This is a genomic window from Halobium salinum (genome assembly GCF_026586625.1).
Lineage (GTDB): Archaea > Halobacteriota > Halobacteria > Halobacteriales > Haloferacaceae > Halobium > Halobium salinum.
The window spans coordinates 1,560,803-1,577,417 of sequence record NZ_JAODIW010000006.1 but is presented as its reverse complement, the minus strand read 5'-3'; the positions used below and the strand labels follow the sequence as shown (position 1 = coordinate 1,577,417).

Sequence of the window (16,615 nt, the reverse complement as noted above, 5' to 3'; positions counted from 1 at the left end):
GACGCAGTCCCCGCTGGACGCGTCTCGACCGGACGAATCCCGACCGAGAGCCGCATCGACGGACCGGTTGGTAGCGAACATCCCTTACTCGCACTGACCGGCTGGTCAGGCTAAAGCGTTCGGAACGACGGCCGGACTGCCGCCTCTTCGCCCGGAAGTATTTCAGGTCGCCTACCCACTCGACGCGCATGACAGACGAGACGCCCCCGGCGGAGGGTGACGTCGTCAGCTACTCGCGCACGTTCACCGAGGCGGACGTCCGGACGTTCACCGAACTGTCGAACGACCGCGGCGACCACCACCTCGAACCCGACGACGAGGGGCGACTGCTCGTCCACGGACTGCTCACCGCGACGCTCCCGACGAAGGTCGGCGGCGAGATGGACTTCCTCGCGCGGACGATGGAGTTCGACTTCCGTCGCCCCGTCTACACCGGCGAGAAGATCACCTGCCGCGTCACCATCGACCGCCTCGAGGAGCGTGAGGACCGGTACGTCGGCGCCTCGCTCGTCGAGTGTGAGAACGAAGCGGGCGAGACCGTGATGACCGGGTCGTTCGACGGCATCATCCGGAAGTAGTCGTCGCTCGGGAGAGCCTCTCACACGGTCATCACAGCCACGCTGTTCATCCCCGGAGGGGGTGTAGACCGCGTCGATGCGACAGGTCAACCTCCGCGTGTACGAGAAGGTCGCCGACGACGTCGAAGGGGTGCTGGAGGCCCACGGCCTGGACTACGTCTCGATACGGGACGACGGCGACGAGGACGAAGACCCCGGCAGGCTGTTCCTGTTCCCCCTGCCCAGCGAGGCCGTCTCCGACGTGTTCCACGACCTCACTGACGCCGGCGTCTCCGACGACGCGTACAACGTCCTCGCCGAGGCCTCTCACGCGGAGACACCCCGGTACGAGGAAATCCGGTCGGAGTACTCCACCGAACTCCGGGGGCTCTCTCGCCGGGAACTCCACTCGAAGATTCTGGAGATGCAGTGGCCCGAGACCACCTACTATCTCGGGACGATTCTCAGCGTCGTCGTCGCGACGGTCGGACTCCTCATCGACTCGCCGGCCGTCGTCGTCGGGTCGATGGTCATCGCGCCGCAGGTGAGTTCGGCGCTGTCGACGACAGCCGGCATCATCCACGGCGACTGGGAGATGTACGTCGGGAGCGCGAAGCGACAGGTGGTGGGGCTGGCCGTCGCCGTCCTCGCAGCGGCCGCGTTCACGCTGGTCGTCAGGTGGACCGGATTCGTCCCGACGACGGCGTCCATCACGTCGCTCGAACTGATGGGGTTCCGGTTCGCGCCGACGTTCCTCTCCTCGGTGGCGGCCCTCGCCGCAGGTGCGGTCGGTGCCTTCGGCTACATGACCGACCAGACGATGTCGCTCGTCGGCGTGATGATAGCCGCGGCCATCGTCCCGGCCGCGGCGGCCGGCGGCATCGCGCTCGCGTGGGGCGTCCCTCTCGTCGCGCTCGGTGCGCTCGCCCTGCTCGCGGTGAACGTCCTCGCCATCAACCTCGGCGCGATGGGAACGCTCCTCGCGCTCGGGTATCGGCCCGTCTGGGTCGACGAGACCCGGCTCGCGTACAGCCTCCCGAAGCGGAACCGCGGGACCGTCGGCGTGGTCGCCCTTCTCTTCACCCTCTCGGTGGTCGTCGCGGCGACACTCGGCGGCCTCCACGTCGGCTACGAGCGGTCGGTGAACGGTGCGGTCGACGAGACGTTCGACGACGCACGGTACGCGGGGGTGACGCTGGTATCGGTCTCGTCACAGTACGGTGGCGTCCCCGGGACGACGCCGAACGTCACCGTCACCGCGAGCCGGACCGTCGAGAGGTCTCACCCGTCGCTCCCGCCGACTGTCGAGCGGCGCATCGAAGAACGGACGGGGCGGGACGTCCGCGTCCAGGTGCAGTACACCGAGGTCCGGGAGTCGAACGCGAGCGTGAACGAGCGACGGGCGCGACTACCGGCTCCCGTTCGAGCTTCGTCGGGCCCGTCGAAGCTCCGTCCGCTCACCCAGTAGCTCCTCGCGGTGTTCGTCGAGGAGCGGCGCCCGCTGGCCTGGCCGGGTCGGTGTCGCGCTCAGCTTGATGGGCTGGCCGGCGACCTCAACGCGCTCCCCCGTGCCGGGCTGGTCGACCTCGACCAGCATCTCGCGGGCGCGGACGTGCGGGTCGGCGGCCACGTCGTCCGCGTCCTGCACCGGGGCACAGGGGACGTCGCCGTCGAGAGCGTCCACGACGGCGTCGCTCGACCGCCCGGCGGCCCAGTCGGCGAGCACCCCGCGAAGGTGGTCGCGCGCGTCGAGGCGAGCGGCGGCGTCCGGGTAGTCGGCGACGAGGTCGGGGCGGTCCATCGCGGCACAGAGCGCGCGCCAGTGGCCGTCGCCGAAGGCGGCTATCACGACGTGGCCGTCGGTCGTCTCGAAGGCGTCGTAGGGAAAGAGCGTCGGGTGGGAGTTCCCCTGTCGGGTCGGCGCCTCGCCGGTGTAGGAGCGCTGGTACGCCGTCCGCTCGCACATGCTCACCATGCTGTCGTACATCGCGGTGTCGACGAACTGGCCCTCACCCGTGCGCTCGCGGTGGTGGACGGCGGCGAGGATGCCCACCGCGTTGAGCGTCGCGGTGAAGAGGTCGCCGACGCCGGGACCGACCTTCGTGGGCGGGCCGTCCGCCTGGCCCGTAATCTCCATCACGCCGCCGAGCGCCTGCGCGACGAGGTCGAAACAGGGCCGACCCTGCCGGTCGGTCTCGCCCGTCCGCGGGTCGCCGAAGCCGCGGATGGCCGCGTAGATCAGCTCGGGATTGTGCTCGCGGAGCGTCTCGTAGCCGAGGTCGAAGCGCTCCATCGTCCCCGCGCGGTAGTTCTCGACGACCACGTCGGCGGTCTCGACCAGCGAGAGGAAGTCCGTCCTGTCCCGCCGGTCCCCGAGGTCCAGTTCGACGGAGCGCTTCCCCCGGTTGACGCTCTGGAAGTAGCCGCCGTAGGGCTGGTCCGCGGGGTCGGTGTCCCCGTCGTCGAGGAACGGCGGGTTCGGCCGGATGAGGTCGCCGCCGGGTCGTTCGACCTTCACCACGTCGGCCCCGAGGTCCGCCAAGAGCATGGTACAGTACGGGCCGGCGAGCACCTGCGTCAGGTCGACGACGCGGAGGTCCGAGAGCGCTCCCATGGCTCCGGCGTCGACGAGGCGACTCAAAAACATAACGAATAATCATGTTAATATCGCCTTCCACTGTACCCATACCTCCCGGGCCGGCGAAGGTGTCATAGGTATATTAACACGATAAACCATTACGTTTATCAAATCTATCACGGTCGTTCATGATGAATGCCTCGAACTCTCATACTGGGCGTCGTCGGTTCCGACGCCCACGTGGTCGGCATCACCATCCTCGAACACGCGCTGTCGGCGGCCGGGTTCGACGTGGTGAACCTCGGCGTCCAGACGAGTCAGGCGGAGTTCGTCGACGCGGCCCGCGAACACGACGCCGACGCGGTGCTCGTCTCCTCGCTGTACGGCCACGCGGCGCAGGACTGCGCCGGCTTCCACGAGCGCCTCGCCGGAGCCGACCTCGACCCGGTCACCTACGTCGGCGGCAACCTCGCCGTCGGTCAGGACGACCCCGAGGCCACCCGCGAGCGCTTCGAGGCGATGGGGTTCGACCGCGTCTTCGACGCCGAGACCGAACCCCACGAGGCCGTCGACGCCCTTCGGGCGGACCTCGACGTTCGGGTCACCGAGCGCGAACCGATACGGGTCGAGGGCTGACGTGTCCGACGATACGTCTCTCGAGGGGCTTCGCGACGAGCGCCTCCCCGAGTCCGAACTCCGCGCCGTCGCCGACTCCCTCCGCGGGGACTGGCCCACCGCCGACGCGGTCGACTTCGCGGAGGCGGTGGCCTACCACGAGTCCCTCCCCGAGCGCAAGCGGTTCGCCCCGGTGCTCGAATCGGCCGACACACCCCTGCTCCAGCCGAGAGCGGGCGTCCCTCGCCTCGACGACCAGTGCGCTCTGCTCGACTACCTCCGCCGAGAGGGCGGCGCCGACCTGTTGCCAACGACCATCGACTCGTACACCCGCGACAACGAGTACGGGAAGGCCCAGCAGGGGTTAGACGAGGCCCGAGAGACCGGCGAAGACACGCTCAACGGCTTTCCAGCCGTGAACCACGGCGTCGACGGCTGTCGGGAGCTTATCGAGCGCGTCGACGCGCCGGTCGAAGTGCGCCACGGCACCCCCGACGCCCGCCTGCTCGCGATGGTCACCTTCGCCGGCGGGTTCCAGTCCTTCGAGGGGGGCCCCGTCTCGTACAACATCCCGTACTGCAAGCGTCGCGACCTCGCCGAGACCATCGCCCACTGGCAGTTCGTCGACCGCCTCGCCGGTCTCTACACCGAGTTCGGCGTCCGCATCAACCGCGAGCCGTTCGGGCCGCTCACGGGGACGCTCGTCCCGCCCTGCATCGCCATCGCGGTGATGGTCGTCGAGGGCCTGCTCGCGGCCACCCAGGGCGTGAAGAGCCTCACGCTGGGGTACGGACAGGTCGGCAACCTCGTCCAGGACGTGGCCGCCCTCCGCGCCCTGCGCTCCTTGGGCGAGGCGTACCTCCCGGACGACGTGACCGTCACCACCGTCTTCCACGAGTGGATGGGCGGGTTCCCGCCCGACGAGGCTCGCGCCAGCGGCGTCATCGGTCTCGGCGGCGCGACGGCGGCTATCGCCCGGCCGGACAAGGTCATCACGAAGTCACCACAGGAGTTCCGGGGCGTCCCCACCCGCGAGGCGAACGCCGCCGGCCTCCGGACCACCAGACAGCTCATCGACATGCTCCTCGACCAGCGAGTCGACATCGACGGCATCGACGACGAACAGGCGTTCATCGAGCGTTCGACACGGCCGCTCGTCGAGGCGGTCCTCGACGCTGGCGACGGGGACGTCGCCCGCGGCGTCGTCCGCGCCTTCGAGACGGGGAGGCTCGACGTGCCGTTCGCCCCGAGCGAGAGCGCCAAGGGGGCCGTGCTCCCGGCACGCGACGACGACGGTCGGGTCCGGATTCTGGCGTTCGGCGACCTGGCGCTCCCGGCCGATATCAGGGAGGTCCACGAGAACCGCCTCGACGAGCGCGCCCGTACCGAGAACCGTCCGCGGTCGTTCCGGATGGTCGCCGACGACGTCGACGCCATCGGCGAAGGGCGACTCATCGGTCGACCGAGGACGGATGGTGACCCGGAGGACGCACCATCGGAGGAGGCGACGGTCGCCACAGGGGGTGACGACTCGACATGAGGATTCGAACGATTCGAGCGACGCCGACCGTCTCGGGGTTCTACACCGACGACCAGGCGGCCATCAAGGCCGGCGCCGAACGCGACGGGTTCGACTACCGCGGCGAACCGCGAACGGCGGGGTTCACCCGCGTCAGGCAGGCCGGCGAGGCGCTGTCGGTCGAACTCGACCTCGGCTCCCCCGCCGGACCGGACAGGAGCCTCGTCGCCCACGGCGACTGCTGTGCCGTCCAGTACTCGGGTGCCGGCGGGCGCGACCCGCCCTTCTTCGCCGGCGACCACCGCTCGACGGTCGAGGGTCCCGTCGCCGACAACCTCCGCGGGCGCGACGCGGCGGCGTTCCGCGAGAACGCGGCCCTGCTGGAGGCGATGCGCCCCGGCGGCGACCGACTCCACACCGCCGTCAGGTACGGTGTCTCGCAGGCGCTGTTACACGCGGCGGCGCTGGCCCGCGGGACGACGATGACCGACGTGCTCGCCGACGAGTTCGACCTCGACCCGGCGACCGAGCCGATTCCGGTGTTCGGGCAGTCCGGCGACGAACGCCGGCGCACCGCCGAGAAGATGCTGCTGAAGCGGACCCCCGTCCTCCCCCACGGGCTGTTCAACAGCGCCGAGGCGGTGGGCGAGGACGGGAGCCGACTCCGCGAGTACCTCGCGTGGCTCGCGGACCGGGCCGACGAGGCGGTCGCCGACGCGGCCGCGGCGGGTGAGGCGTACGAGCCCCGCTTCCACGTCGACGTGTACGGTACCCTCGGGGACCTGTTCGGCCCGCCGTACGACCGCGCCGAGGTGGTCGACTATCTCGCCGACCTGCGGGCGGCGGCCGCGCCGTACCCTCTGCAGGTCGAGGGGCCGATGGACGAGGGCGGACGGGCCGAGCAGATTCACGCGATGTGCGAACTCCGAGAGGGGCTTGCCGACGCCGGCGTCGCCGTCGACGTCGTCGCCGACGAGTGGTGTGACACCCTTGAGGACGTGCGGGCGTTCGTCGACGCCGGCGCCGCCGACCTCGTGCAGGTGAAGACGCCGGACCTCGGCGGCGTCGACCGCAGCGTCGCCGCCGTGCTGGCCTGCGAGGGCACCGACACCCGTGCGTACCTCGGCGGGACGTGCAACGAGACCGACCGCTCGGCGCGGGTCTGTGCCCACGTCGCGCTCGCGACCGACGCCGCGCAGACCCTCGCGAAACCCGGGATGGGGTTCGACGAGGGGTACATGGTCGTCGAGAACGAGATGCGCCGGACGGTCACACGGCGGGCGGACCGGCGGAAGCCGGGTTCGGAGCGGAGGCCGGGGCGCACGCCGACCGCCGCCGACGGGGGTGTCGACCGATGAACGGCGACGACCCGTTTCTCGCACGGACGGCTGACGCGCTCGCCCGCGCCCCAGTTCGCGAGAAGGGCCGGTACTTCGAGACGTTCACCGAGGGGGAGACCATCGACCACGAGCGCGGGATTCGCCTCACGCGGGCGGGGAGCGACTGCTGGGCGAGCCAGACGCTGAACCACGACCCGGCGTACTGGCGCCTCGACGCCGCCCGGGAGCGGGGGTACGATGCCCCGCCGACGCACCCGGACTACCTGCTCGCCTGCACGATGGGGCCGAGCGTCGAGGACCTCAGCGAGAAGGGCGGCTACTTCCTCGGTCGGACCGACGTGCGGTACCCTTCGGGCGCGGTCGCCCCCGGCACCGACCTCGTCGTCGAGTCCGAGACGGTCGTCACGCGGCCCTCATCGTCCCGCCCCGACTACGGCATCGTCACGTGGGAGACTCGGGGACTCGACGCCGACACCGGCGAGGTCGTCTGCGCTTACGAGCGGACGAACATGGTGCCGCGACGGGAGCCGACCGAGCCGCCGTCGACCGACGACGACCGTCGGGCGGCCACCGACGGCGGGGAAACCACCCCCGAGGAACGCTCGGAGCCGTCGCTCCCGGCCGACCTCGTCGCCCCCGAGGGGCCGTACTTCGAGGACTTCCGGACCGCCCTCGACCGGACGGACGGACGGGACGCCGCGGTCGCCTACCGCCACGAGCGCGGGCGCACCGTCGACGACTACCTGCTGTCGGTGCTCCCGCTGCGCACGCTCAACACCGCGAAGCAACACCACGACGCGCACGCGATGGCCGACTCGCCCTCGGGGGAACCGGTCGTCTACGGCGACGTGACCCGGTCGGTCGCGCTCGGCCACGCCCGCTCCGACGAGGCGACGTGGCGCGAGGAGCGATGCGAGGACGAGCGCTTCCACGACTTCATCGTCGCCGGCGACACCGTCTCGGCGGTCACGCGCGTGCTCGACGCCGACCCCGACACGGGCAGCGACGCGGCCGGCCGCGTCACGTTCAGACACTACGCCGTGAACCAGCGCGATGAGCCCGTCTACTCGGGGACGCGGACGGCGCTGATTCGGAGGAGACCATGACCCGATTCGACGACACTACCACGACCAGACTCACGCGAACGTTCCAGACCGCACCGGCCGCCGTGCCCCGCGAGAACACGGCGAAGTACCTCGACTCCGGCCTCCGGGCCGAGGGGTTCGAGCGCCCCGACTGGCTCGTCCCGGACCTCGAAGACGGCACGGCGCCCGACATGAAAGCGGAGGCCCTCGACAACGTCGTCGACCGGCTCCCGGGGGCCGACTTCGCCGGCGAGGTGTGGCCCCGCGTGGAGTGGAGCTACGCCGACGAGCGGCTCCGGCAGCGGGGGGCCGAGCAGATTCGGACGCTCGTCCGGGAGGTCGGCGAGCACGTTTCGGGGGTGGTCGTCCCGAAGGTCGGCCGGGTCGAGGACGTGGAACGCGCGGTCCGAGTCGTCGCCGACGCCGAGGCCGACGCAGGTCGGCCCGACGGGTCGGTCCGACTCGCGGTCATCGTCGAATCCGGCCGGGCCGTCTCGGACCTGCGGGAGATTGCCCGACTCGGCTCGAAGGACGCCGAGGCCGGAGCCGACGACCGACTCGACGCGCTCGTGTTCGGTCCCGTCGACTACACCGCGGAACTCGGCGGACGCGAGTTCGACGGCGAGCGTCCCCGCTGGGACGGGCTACTCGAACGGCTCTCGAACGAGGCGAGCGCGACCGAACTCGTCGCGGTCGGCGGCCCGTTCGACCGGCTGTTCGGCGAGCGCGCCGGGGTCCGGTTCTACAACGGCGACGCCTACGCCGACCAGGTCGAGCGCGAAGCGCAGGTCGGCCTCGACGGCTCGTGGTCGCTCCACCCAAATCAGACCGCGCAGGCGAACCGCCTCCACATGCCCTCCGAGGCGGAACTCGCCCGCGACGTGGACCGAATCGAGCGGTTCCACGCCGCGAAGGCCGAGGGGACGGGCGCCGTCACGGTCGACGGCCAGATGGTCGACGAGGCGACGTTCAAGACGTTCGCGAACACGGTGCGGACGGCGCTCGCCATCGCCGAGCGCGCGCCGACACAGGCCGAGACGGTGTACGACGCGGAGTCGCTGGAGCGGGCGCGACGCCTGCGTCTGAGCGGCTGAGACGGAGGCTCGTCCGCTCCTACTGTACGTTCGAACTCGACGCCCGGCCGAGGAGGTAGACGGCGACCGAGCCGAGGACGAGGTCGAGCGCGACCAGGACGGCGAGCGCGGGGACGAGCGTGTTCCAGAGGCCGCCGAAGGCCGATACCTCGATTACGGTCATCACGTCGGCGTCGAGCATGACCGCGCGAGCGGCGTCGACGCCGTAGGTGATGGGGTTGTACGTCGCGACGACCCGAATCCAGTCGGGAAGCGCCGACAGGGGGAGGAACGCGGTCGAGACGAACAGCAGCGGGAACTGGAGGAGGTTGACGCCGACGATGGTCGACTCCTGGTCCTTCGTGAGCACGGCCAGCGAGTTCGACAGCGAGACGAACCAGAACGAGAACAGCACGCCGATGGCCACGATGCCGAGCGCGCCCGGAACGCCGGTGGCGATGTCGGCGCCGAGCAGGACGCCGAGGCCGAGGATGATGCCGATTTGGAGGGCGATTCGGAGCACCTCGGCGGCGGTCTTCCCGACGAAAACGGCGGCGCGGTTCATCGGGCTGACCAACACCTTCTCGAACATCCCGTTCTCGATGTCGTTGACGAGTCCCACGCCCGAGGTGGCCGCCGCGGCCAGCGCCACCTGTATCGCGATGGCGGGGACGAGGTAGGTCTCGTAGCTGATGGCGGCGCCTCCGCCGCGGTTGATAGCGCTCGTGGCGACGTTGCCGAACACCTGCGTGAAGAGCACGAGGAAGATGATGGGCTGGACGAGCGAGACCACCAGGACGAACGGGTTCCGCACCGCTTTGAGGTTCCAGCGTTTGAAGTTGACCCAGACGTCGCCGAGAAAGGAGTTGCTCGACCGTCGGACCGGTTCGGAGTCGGTATCGCTCCCGGTGTCGACCGAAGCGGCGTCCGCCGTACCGCCGTCGGCTCGCGTCTTCTCGGTGGGGGTACTCATCGCGACGCCTCCGACTCCGTCGTCTCGGTCGCCCCGCTCGTCTCACCCCGTCCGTCGGCCTCGCTCGCGGTAGCTCCGTCGGTCTCGGTGTCGACCACACCGCCCGCCCCCGCGGTGTCGTCGCCGTCGGTAATCGCGAGGAACACGTCGTCGAGCGTCGGCGCGCGGACGTTGAACCCGGTGACCGTGACGCCGGCGTCGCGGAGCGCGACGAGGAGGTCCGTCCCCTTCGTCCGGGCCGCCCTCGAGGTGACGCTGAGACCCTTCTCCGTCGGTTCGACGGTCGCCTCGTCCTCGAAGAGGTCGGAGTCGCGCGCGACCGCGACGGCGCGCTCGGCGGACTCGGAGTCGCCGAGGTCGACGTCGAGGATTTCCCCGCCGACGCGCCGTTTGAGTTCGTCGGGCGAGCCGGTGGCGACGATTTCCCCCTCCAGGATGACCGCGAGGCGGTCACAGAGCTGGTCGGCCTCCTCCAGGTACTGCGTGGTGAGGAAGATGGTCGTCCCGCGGTCGTTGATGCGCTCGAAGTAGTCCCACAGCCGGTTGCGGGCCTTCGGGTCCAGCCCGGTCGTCGGCTCGTCGAGGAAGACCAGCGGCGGGCGGTGGACGAGCGCCGTCGCGGCGTCGAGGCGCTTCTTCATCCCGCCGGAGAACTCCTCGGCCTCCTTGTCGGCGGCGTCGACGAGGTCGACGAGGTCGAGCAGTTCGTCGATTCGGCTCTCGCGCTCGCCGCGGGGGACGCCGTACGCCTCGCAAGCGAACTTGATGTTCTCCCGCGCCGTGAGTTCGGGGTCGACGCTCGTCTCCTGGGCCATGTAGCCGATGGACTCCCGAACCTTCCGGGGGTCCGCGGTCGCGTCGAACCCGTTGACCTCGACCCGCCCGGCGGTCGGTGAGAGGAGGGTCGCGAGCACCTTGATAGTCGTCGTCTTCCCCACTCCGTTGGCACCGAGGAAGCCGAAAAACTCCCCCTCCGGGACCCGGAGGTCGACGCCACGGACCGCCTCCGTCCCGTCGGCGTACGTCAGTTCGAGGTCGGTCGTCTCGACGGCGTGCACGTGCGTCGGGTAGGACCCGACGGACATAACGGTCCGCCTCGTCCGGTCGTAGTCGCTTCGAGCGGTCGAAGTGAGGGGTTCGTCTTTCTCCGAGCGACGAGTTCGTTCCTCTCCAGTCCTTCGTCGCCGCGTCCGCACGGTGCCGCTCTCAACGGAGCGTCCCGCGCCACGGTCTCCCGAAGAGCGAAGTGGCGGTGTCCCCTGGGACGCCCATGAGCGATGCCGACACCGACGCGGACGCGGTCGAGAGGGCTGTCGAGGGGTGTCCCGCCGGCGGGAACGACGAGGGTCGGGACGGACACCCCGCGACCGATTTGTTCACCCTCCTCGGCCGGGCACACGCCGTGCCGATTCTCGCGCACCTCGTCCACGGGGGGTCGGGAGCGTGGCGCTTCAGCGAACTCGAATCCGCGCTCGACGTGGCGCCCAACACGCTGACGACGAGACTCCAGGAGTTCGCCGAGGCCGGCCTCGTCGAGCGCCGCTCCTACGACGAGATTCCGCCCCGCGTCGAGTACCAGGCGACCGACCGGGCGCGCGACCTCGACCCCGTGTTTCGCGCCCTCCACGACTGGATGGACGACCACGGCGAACCGGCCCTCGGCGTCGTCGTGGGCGACGAGTCGGCGAGCGACGACTGACCGGCGAGGCGGGTGACGGCCGCCCGACGTCCGCCGGACGAGCGAGCACCTGCGCCTCCCACTCCGCCTTTCGCTTCGCGCCCGACGAGTCACTTCCACCCCTCGAAGTCGACGACTTATCCCCTCGGCAGGGCTACAGGTTCCCGTGAAACTCGCAGTGTTCGGAGCCAGTGGTCGAACCGGCCGGCCGTTCGTCAGACAGGCGCTCGGCGCGGGCCACGAGGCGACGGCGTTCGTCCGCGACGCCGAGAAACTCGACGGCGACGTCCGGGACCACGACCGCGTGACCGTCGTCGAAGGCGACGTTTGTGACGCGGAAGCGGTCGCGGAGGCCATCGAGGGCGCCGACGCCGTGGTCTCGGTGCTCGGTCACGCCGAGGGGTCGCCCGACGACGTACTGACGCTCGCCGCCGACCACGTCCTCAGGGGGATGGAGCGGGCCGGCGTCTCCCGGCTCCTGTGGCTCTCGGGGGCCGGCGTCCGGACGGGGAAGGACCCCGAGCGGACGCTCGGCGGGCGACTGATGACGGGTGCGCTGAAACTCGTCGGCGGTGACCTCCTCGCGGACTCGAAGCGCGCCGTCGAGCGAATCGTCGACAGCGACACCGAGTGGACGGTCGTCCGCGCGCCGCGGCTCACCGACGGGGAACGCCGCGGCGAGTACCGGACCGGCTACCTCCAACTGGGGCCACGCGACTCCCTGTCGCGCGCCGACGCGGCCGACTTCCTGCTCCGCTGTGCCGTCGAGGGCGAGTGGACGAACGAGGCGCCGATGGCGAGTTACTGATGTCGCGGACCGTCCTCGTCACCGGCGCGACCGGGCGCGTCGGCGGCGCGGTCGTCGACGCGCTCGTAGGCGGCACGGGCGAAGACGCCGCCGACGTTCAGGTCCGCGCGGCCGTCCGCGACCCGGAGTACGCATCCCTCCCCGAGGGCGTCGACACGGTCGCGTTCGACTTCGCCCGGCCCGAGACGTGGGGGCCGGCGCTGGACGGCGTCGACGCGCTCTTTCTGATGCGCCCACCGTCGACCGGCGCCGACGAGGTGGTCGGGTTCGCCGAGGCGGCCGACCGGGTCGGCGTCGACCGAATCGTCTACCTCTCCGTGTTGGGCGCCGACCGCAACCGCCTGATTCCGCACTACCGAGTCGAGCGCCGACTCGAGTCCCTCGGGGCGGACCACACTTTCCTCCGGGCGGGGCAGTTCATGCAGAACCTCGCCGACGTGCACGCACCCGAGATTCGGGAGCGCGACGAGTTGTTCGTCCCCGCCGGCGACGGGCGGATGAGCTACGTCGACGCCCGCGACGTGGGCGCGGTCGGTGCGGCGGCGCTGGTCGTCGACTCCCCGGTGCCCGCGGCCTACGAGGTGACTGGCGCCGCCGCGCTCGACCACCACGAGGTCGCCCGGACGCTCACGGACGTGCTCGGTCGCCGAATCGAGTACGCCGACCCCTCCCCCGTGGCGTTCGTCCGCCGGATGCGAGACCGGGGGCTGGCGTGGGGAATGGTCGGCGTGATGCTCACGCTGTACACCTCGGCGCGGTTCGGACTCGGCGCACGAACCGGCGACGGCGTCGAACGGGCGCTCGGCCGGCCGCCCCGGACGCTCCGGGAGTTCGCGGAAGACCACCGCGACGCCTGGGAGCGGTGAGCGGGCCGCGCCGAAACGACCGCCGACCCGCGACGACACCGGCCGGGTGACACCGCCGTTACCGGGGGTTGATGCCCGCTCCGGCCCAGCCTCGGCCATGGCCGAACGCTGTCAACATCTCGACTACCGACGCGAGGGCGACGGGAAGGCGTTCGAGGTCGCTCGCGCGTACTGCACGGTCGCCGACCGGTTCGTCCAGCCGGTCACGGCGGACATCTGCAACGCGCGGTACGACCTCGACCCGACCGAGCACTGCGAAATCTACCTCGACCACCACGGGGTGGACGGCGAGGAGTCGGCCGGGGGGACCAGTGACAGCGACAGTGTCGGCGACGGCGAGGACGGGCGAAAGGGGAGCGACCCGTGACCTACGACGACTACCTCGACGGGAAGCCGGTGGTCGTCACGGCGGCGCTCACCGGCGGTATCCACGGGAAGGAGGCGAACCCGAATCTGCCCGAGACACCGGAGGAGATAGCGGAGGCGGCGGCCGCCTGTGAGGCGGCGGGCGCGAGCGTCCTCCACCTGCACGCGAGGGAGGCGAACGGCGAGCGGGCGTTCTCGACCGAGCGGTTCCAGACGGTGACCGACGCCGTCCGGGCGGCTACCGACGACGTCATCGTCCAGCATTCGACGGGCGGGACTGGCGCCCCAACCGAACTCCGAGCCGAACCGCTCCGCACCGACCCGGCGCCCGACATGGCCTCGCTCGACATGGGGCCGATGAACCGCGGGCAGCACCTGACGAGCGAGAACACGCGGGCGACGGTGGCGGCGCTCCACGAGGAGATGCGCGAGCGGGGAATCAAACCCGAAGTGGAGGTGTTCAACGACGGCCACCTCAACGAGGTGCTGGCCGTCGCAGACGACCTCGCGGCGCCGCCCTCCATCACGCTCATCCTCGGGCCGGGCACGCTCTCCGTCCCCTCCCCGCGGAGCCTGCTCCACCTCGTCGACCACCTCCCGGAGGGTGCTGAGTTCACGACGCTCGGGTTCGGCCGCCACCAGTTGCCGCTGACGACCCTTTCGGTGCTGCTCGGCGGGCACGTCCGCGTCGGACTGGAGGACAACGTCTACTACCGACGGGGAGAACTCGCAGAGAGCAACGCCCAGTTGGTCGAGCGGGCGGTGCGAATCGTCGAGGAGTTCGGGCGACCGCTGGCGACGACCGACGAGGCACGGGAGATTCTGGGGGTGTAACTTCCAGGGGCGTTGCTTCCGCGTCCCGACGGGTCACTCCCCGGCGTCCTCGTCCGTGTTCCCCTCCTCACCGACACCGACGTTGCTGGCCGCGCCGGCGAGGCCGGCGCCCCCGCCGAGGCCGGCGACGACCGGTTCGGGCTTCGAGGACCGGACGAGCAGGACGCCGCAGAGGACGAGCGCGGCGCCGCCGACCTGGACGGGGCCGACCGGCTCCCCGAGGAGGAGCGCTCCCCAAGCCGACGCGGGGACCGTCGTCCACGCGACGTCGCCGTAGGCCGGGAGCGCGAGGAGGTGTAACGCGGGAAGCGCGGCGAGCAGGCCGAACAGGGTGAGCGCGAGCGACGACACCGAGTCGAGCACTGGTCTGCTGAAGACGGTGTAGGCCCCCCAGACGACGGCGGCGAGGAGCACGGGAGCGTTCCCGACGAGCGACCCGGTGGCGGAACTGTCGCCCCCGACTCCGCCGGCCCCGACCACGGCGACGACGAGCGTGCCGGCGAGTGCGACGGCGAGGCCGACCCAGCCGCGAGTCCCGAGTCGGTCGATGCCCGCGAGTCGGCCGAAGACGGCGGTCCAGATGGGCGCGCTGGCGGCGATGAGTGCGGCGTCGCCGGCGGTGGTCGCGTCAACGCCGACGATGAACGCGGCCGGGTAGACGAACGACCCGAGGAGGCCGAGCGTGACGAGGCGCTTCGGCGCGGCGCGGAGCGGGGCAGTGAGTCCGCCCGTCTCGGGCCGGGTCACGTAGAGGGCCCCCAGCACCGCCGCCGAGACGGTGAAACGGAGCGCGTTGACCACGGTCGGCGGGAGGGCGTCGAGAGCGACTTTCAGGAACGCGAAGTTGGTAACCCCAAGCGAGCACCGTCGCGAGGAGGAGCGACTCGGTCCGACCGGCGCCGTCACCGGCACGGTCGCTCGTCGTGAGGGCTCCAGCCAGGAGGGACACGTCCCCGCCTGGACGCCGGACGCGCATAACCGTTCTCGCCGATGGACCGTATCCGGAGGTGATACGTCTTCACACGCGGACAGCGGGCGTTCCGTGACCCTTAAGTGCAGTAACCGTGAATCGGGGAACGCAGTCACTGTAGGGGCGTCGGGTCCCGAGTCCGACCGAACGCGGGTTCGGAGGGCGGCAATGAACACACGGTGTTGCGGTAGCCAAGCCTGGCCCAAGGCGCTGGGTTGCTAACTCAGTGGCGTCAAGCCTCCGGGGTTCGAATCCCCGCCGCAACGCTCGAACGCAGAACCACCAAGCTATGAGTGCAGAAGAACCAGAGGACGGCTCGCCGGAGGACGACGAGAACCTCCGATACTTCGTCCGCATCGGGCAGACAGACCTCGATGGGACGAAGGCGGTCGAGCGGTCCCTCACAGAGATGAAAGGTATCGGCAAGCGCATGGCGCGCATCGTCGCCGACACCGCGGGCGTGGACCGAACGGCGACGTTCGGTCGACTCGACGAAGACGAGATCGACTCGGTCGTCGACGTCGTGGAGAACCTCCACGACCACGTCCCGGAGTGGATGGCCAACCGCCGGAACGACTTCTTCACCGGCGAGACCAGCCACGTGATCGGCTCCGACCTACAGGAGAAGCGTCGCCACGACATCAACCGGATGAAGATGATCAGCTCCTACAAGGGCCAGCGCCACAAGCGTGGCCAGAAGGTCCGCGGCCAGCGCACGAAGTCCACTGGCCGGACGGAGGGCACCATCGGTGTCAACGTCGAGGAGATCCGGGAGGAGATGGAAGAAGAGGCCGCCGGCGGCGACGAGGAGGACGAGTAAATGGCAACCGGGAACAACACCAAGTTCTACGAGACGCCGAACCACCCCTTCCAGGGCGAACGCATCGCCCAGGAGGGCGACCTCCTCGGGCGCTACGGCCTGAAGAACAAACAGGAACTGTGGCGCGCACAGTCCCAGCTGCGTGAGTTCCGCCGCGAGGCGCGACGCCTCCTCGGCAACGCACAGGGCGACATCGACGTCGCCGAGCAGCAGGGCAGCGAGTTCCTCGGTCGGCTCCGCCGACTGGGCATCCTCAGCGAGAACGACGACATCTCGCAGGTCCTCTCGCTGGACGTCACCGACCTCCTGGAGCGTCGGCTCCAGACGGTCGCCTACCGCAAGGGCCTCGGCCACACGCCGAAGCAGGCGCGACAGTTCATCGTCCACGGTCACGTCACCGTCGACGGCGCGCGCGTCACCGTCCCCTCGCAGAAGGTCGAGGTGGACGACGAGGGCTCGGTGTCCTTCGACGAGAACAGCCCGCTGGCCGACGACCTCCACCCCGAGCGGGCGGAGGGGCAGGAGTAACTCAC

General features: G+C 70.4%; 18 protein-coding genes and 1 tRNA gene. 15 read left to right on the top strand and 4 right to left on the bottom strand.

Going from position 1 to position 16,615, the window contains the following annotated elements; all coding sequences use genetic code 11:
• Positions 1 to 188: 188 nt before the first annotated feature.
• Both N5095_RS11315 and N5095_RS22245 read left to right on the top strand, forming a co-directional pair.
• Positions 189 to 578 carry a hotdog family protein gene (locus N5095_RS11315; protein ID WP_267622943.1) on the top strand — a complete coding sequence of 130 codons (390 nt, stop codon included), beginning with the start codon at positions 189 to 191 and terminating at the stop codon, positions 576 to 578.
• Between the two features lie 76 nt (positions 579 to 654).
• A complete protein-coding gene (locus tag N5095_RS22245) occupies positions 655 to 2,025 on the top strand; it encodes a DUF389 domain-containing protein (protein ID WP_303651564.1) in 1,371 nt (456 codons plus the stop codon).
• Here the strand turns inward: N5095_RS22245 and mct are convergent.
• Positions 1,966 to 3,171: a succinyl-CoA:mesaconate CoA-transferase gene (gene mct / locus N5095_RS11305; protein ID WP_303651563.1), complete on the bottom strand. Its 1,206-nt coding sequence runs from the start codon at positions 3,169 to 3,171 to the stop codon at positions 1,966 to 1,968. The two genes, N5095_RS22245 and mct, sit on opposite strands and share 60 nt — an antisense overlap.
• Before the next feature lie 159 nt (positions 3,172 to 3,330).
• On the opposite strand from mct, the gene glmS reads away from it, so the two are divergent.
• Genes glmS through citE form a run of 5 tightly spaced genes read left to right on the top strand, consistent with a single transcriptional unit; the run spans position 3,331 to position 8,788 of the window.
• Positions 3,331 to 3,771 carry a methylaspartate mutase subunit S gene (gene glmS, locus N5095_RS11300; RefSeq protein WP_267622942.1) on the top strand — a complete coding sequence of 147 codons (441 nt, stop codon included), beginning with the start codon at positions 3,331 to 3,333 and terminating at the stop codon, positions 3,769 to 3,771.
• Position 3,772: 1 nt separating this feature from the next.
• A complete protein-coding gene (locus N5095_RS11295; protein ID WP_267622941.1) occupies positions 3,773 to 5,290 on the top strand; it encodes a methylaspartate mutase subunit E in 1,518 nt (505 codons plus the stop codon).
• Positions 5,287 to 6,627, top strand: coding sequence for a methylaspartate ammonia-lyase (locus N5095_RS11290; protein WP_267622940.1), 1,341 nt, complete (start codon positions 5,287 to 5,289; stop codon positions 6,625 to 6,627). Before N5095_RS11295 ends, N5095_RS11290 begins: the two co-directional genes overlap by 4 nt.
• On the top strand, positions 6,624 to 7,715 hold the full coding sequence (gene mch, locus N5095_RS11285; protein ID WP_267622939.1) for a 2-methylfumaryl-CoA hydratase: 1,092 nt from the start codon (positions 6,624 to 6,626) through the stop codon (positions 7,713 to 7,715). The genes N5095_RS11290 and mch overlap by 4 nt, the downstream gene beginning before the upstream one ends.
• Entirely contained in the window at positions 7,712 to 8,788 is a 1,077-nt protein-coding gene (gene citE / locus N5095_RS11280; RefSeq protein ID WP_267622938.1) for an L-malyl-CoA/beta-methylmalyl-CoA lyase, read from the top strand. Before mch ends, citE begins: the two co-directional genes overlap by 4 nt.
• A gap of 19 nt (positions 8,789 to 8,807) precedes the next feature.
• Here the strand turns inward: citE and N5095_RS11275 are convergent, their stop codons facing one another.
• Both N5095_RS11275 and N5095_RS11270 read right to left on the bottom strand, forming a co-directional pair.
• A complete protein-coding gene (locus N5095_RS11275) occupies positions 8,808 to 9,740 on the bottom strand; it encodes an ABC transporter permease (protein WP_267622937.1) in 933 nt (310 codons plus the stop codon).
• Positions 9,737 to 10,825 carry an ABC transporter ATP-binding protein gene (locus N5095_RS11270; RefSeq protein ID WP_390203004.1) on the bottom strand — a complete coding sequence of 363 codons (1,089 nt, stop codon included), beginning with the start codon at positions 10,823 to 10,825 and terminating at the stop codon, positions 9,737 to 9,739. Before N5095_RS11270 ends, N5095_RS11275 begins: the two co-directional genes overlap by 4 nt.
• A 185-nt stretch (positions 10,826 to 11,010) precedes the next feature.
• Between N5095_RS11270 and N5095_RS11265 the strand changes: the two genes are divergently transcribed.
• The 5 genes from N5095_RS11265 to N5095_RS11245 all read left to right on the top strand — a co-directional run bounded on the left by N5095_RS11265 (position 11,011) and on the right by N5095_RS11245 (position 14,292).
• Positions 11,011 to 11,439, top strand: a complete 429-nt coding sequence (locus N5095_RS11265; protein WP_267622935.1) for a winged helix-turn-helix transcriptional regulator — start codon at positions 11,011 to 11,013, stop codon at positions 11,437 to 11,439.
• 145 nt (positions 11,440 to 11,584) lie between these two features.
• Positions 11,585 to 12,226 carry an NAD(P)-dependent oxidoreductase gene (locus N5095_RS11260; protein WP_267622934.1) on the top strand — a complete coding sequence of 214 codons (642 nt, stop codon included), beginning with the start codon at positions 11,585 to 11,587 and terminating at the stop codon, positions 12,224 to 12,226.
• Positions 12,193 to 13,092 carry an NmrA family NAD(P)-binding protein gene (locus N5095_RS11255; protein ID WP_267622933.1) on the top strand — a complete coding sequence of 300 codons (900 nt, stop codon included), beginning with the start codon at positions 12,193 to 12,195 and terminating at the stop codon, positions 13,090 to 13,092. Before N5095_RS11260 ends, N5095_RS11255 begins: the two co-directional genes overlap by 34 nt.
• Positions 13,093 to 13,189: 97 nt before the next feature.
• Positions 13,190 to 13,459 carry a hypothetical protein gene (locus N5095_RS11250; RefSeq protein ID WP_267622932.1) on the top strand — a complete coding sequence of 90 codons (270 nt, stop codon included), beginning with the start codon at positions 13,190 to 13,192 and terminating at the stop codon, positions 13,457 to 13,459.
• Positions 13,456 to 14,292, top strand: coding sequence for a beta-keto acid cleavage family enzyme (locus N5095_RS11245; protein WP_267622931.1), 837 nt, complete (start codon positions 13,456 to 13,458; stop codon positions 14,290 to 14,292). The genes N5095_RS11250 and N5095_RS11245 overlap by 4 nt, the downstream gene beginning before the upstream one ends.
• A 33-nt stretch (positions 14,293 to 14,325) precedes the next feature.
• Here N5095_RS11245 and N5095_RS11240 read toward each other — a convergent pair whose 3' ends face one another.
• Entirely contained in the window at positions 14,326 to 15,198 is an 873-nt protein-coding gene (locus N5095_RS11240) for a DMT family transporter (protein WP_267622930.1), read from the bottom strand.
• A gap of 245 nt (positions 15,199 to 15,443) precedes the next feature.
• On the opposite strand from N5095_RS11240, the gene N5095_RS11235 reads away from it, so the two are divergent.
• From N5095_RS11235 to N5095_RS11225, 3 genes are all read left to right on the top strand, one after another.
• Positions 15,444 to 15,528: transfer RNA gene (locus tag N5095_RS11235), tRNA-Ser, on the top strand.
• A 23-nt stretch (positions 15,529 to 15,551) separates the two neighbouring features.
• Positions 15,552 to 16,082, top strand: coding sequence for a 30S ribosomal protein S13 (locus tag N5095_RS11230; RefSeq protein ID WP_267622929.1), 531 nt, complete (start codon positions 15,552 to 15,554; stop codon positions 16,080 to 16,082).
• Positions 16,083 to 16,610: a 30S ribosomal protein S4 gene (locus tag N5095_RS11225; RefSeq protein WP_267622928.1), complete on the top strand. Its 528-nt coding sequence runs from the start codon at positions 16,083 to 16,085 to the stop codon at positions 16,608 to 16,610.
• The last annotated feature ends 5 nt before the right edge of the window (positions 16,611 to 16,615 follow it).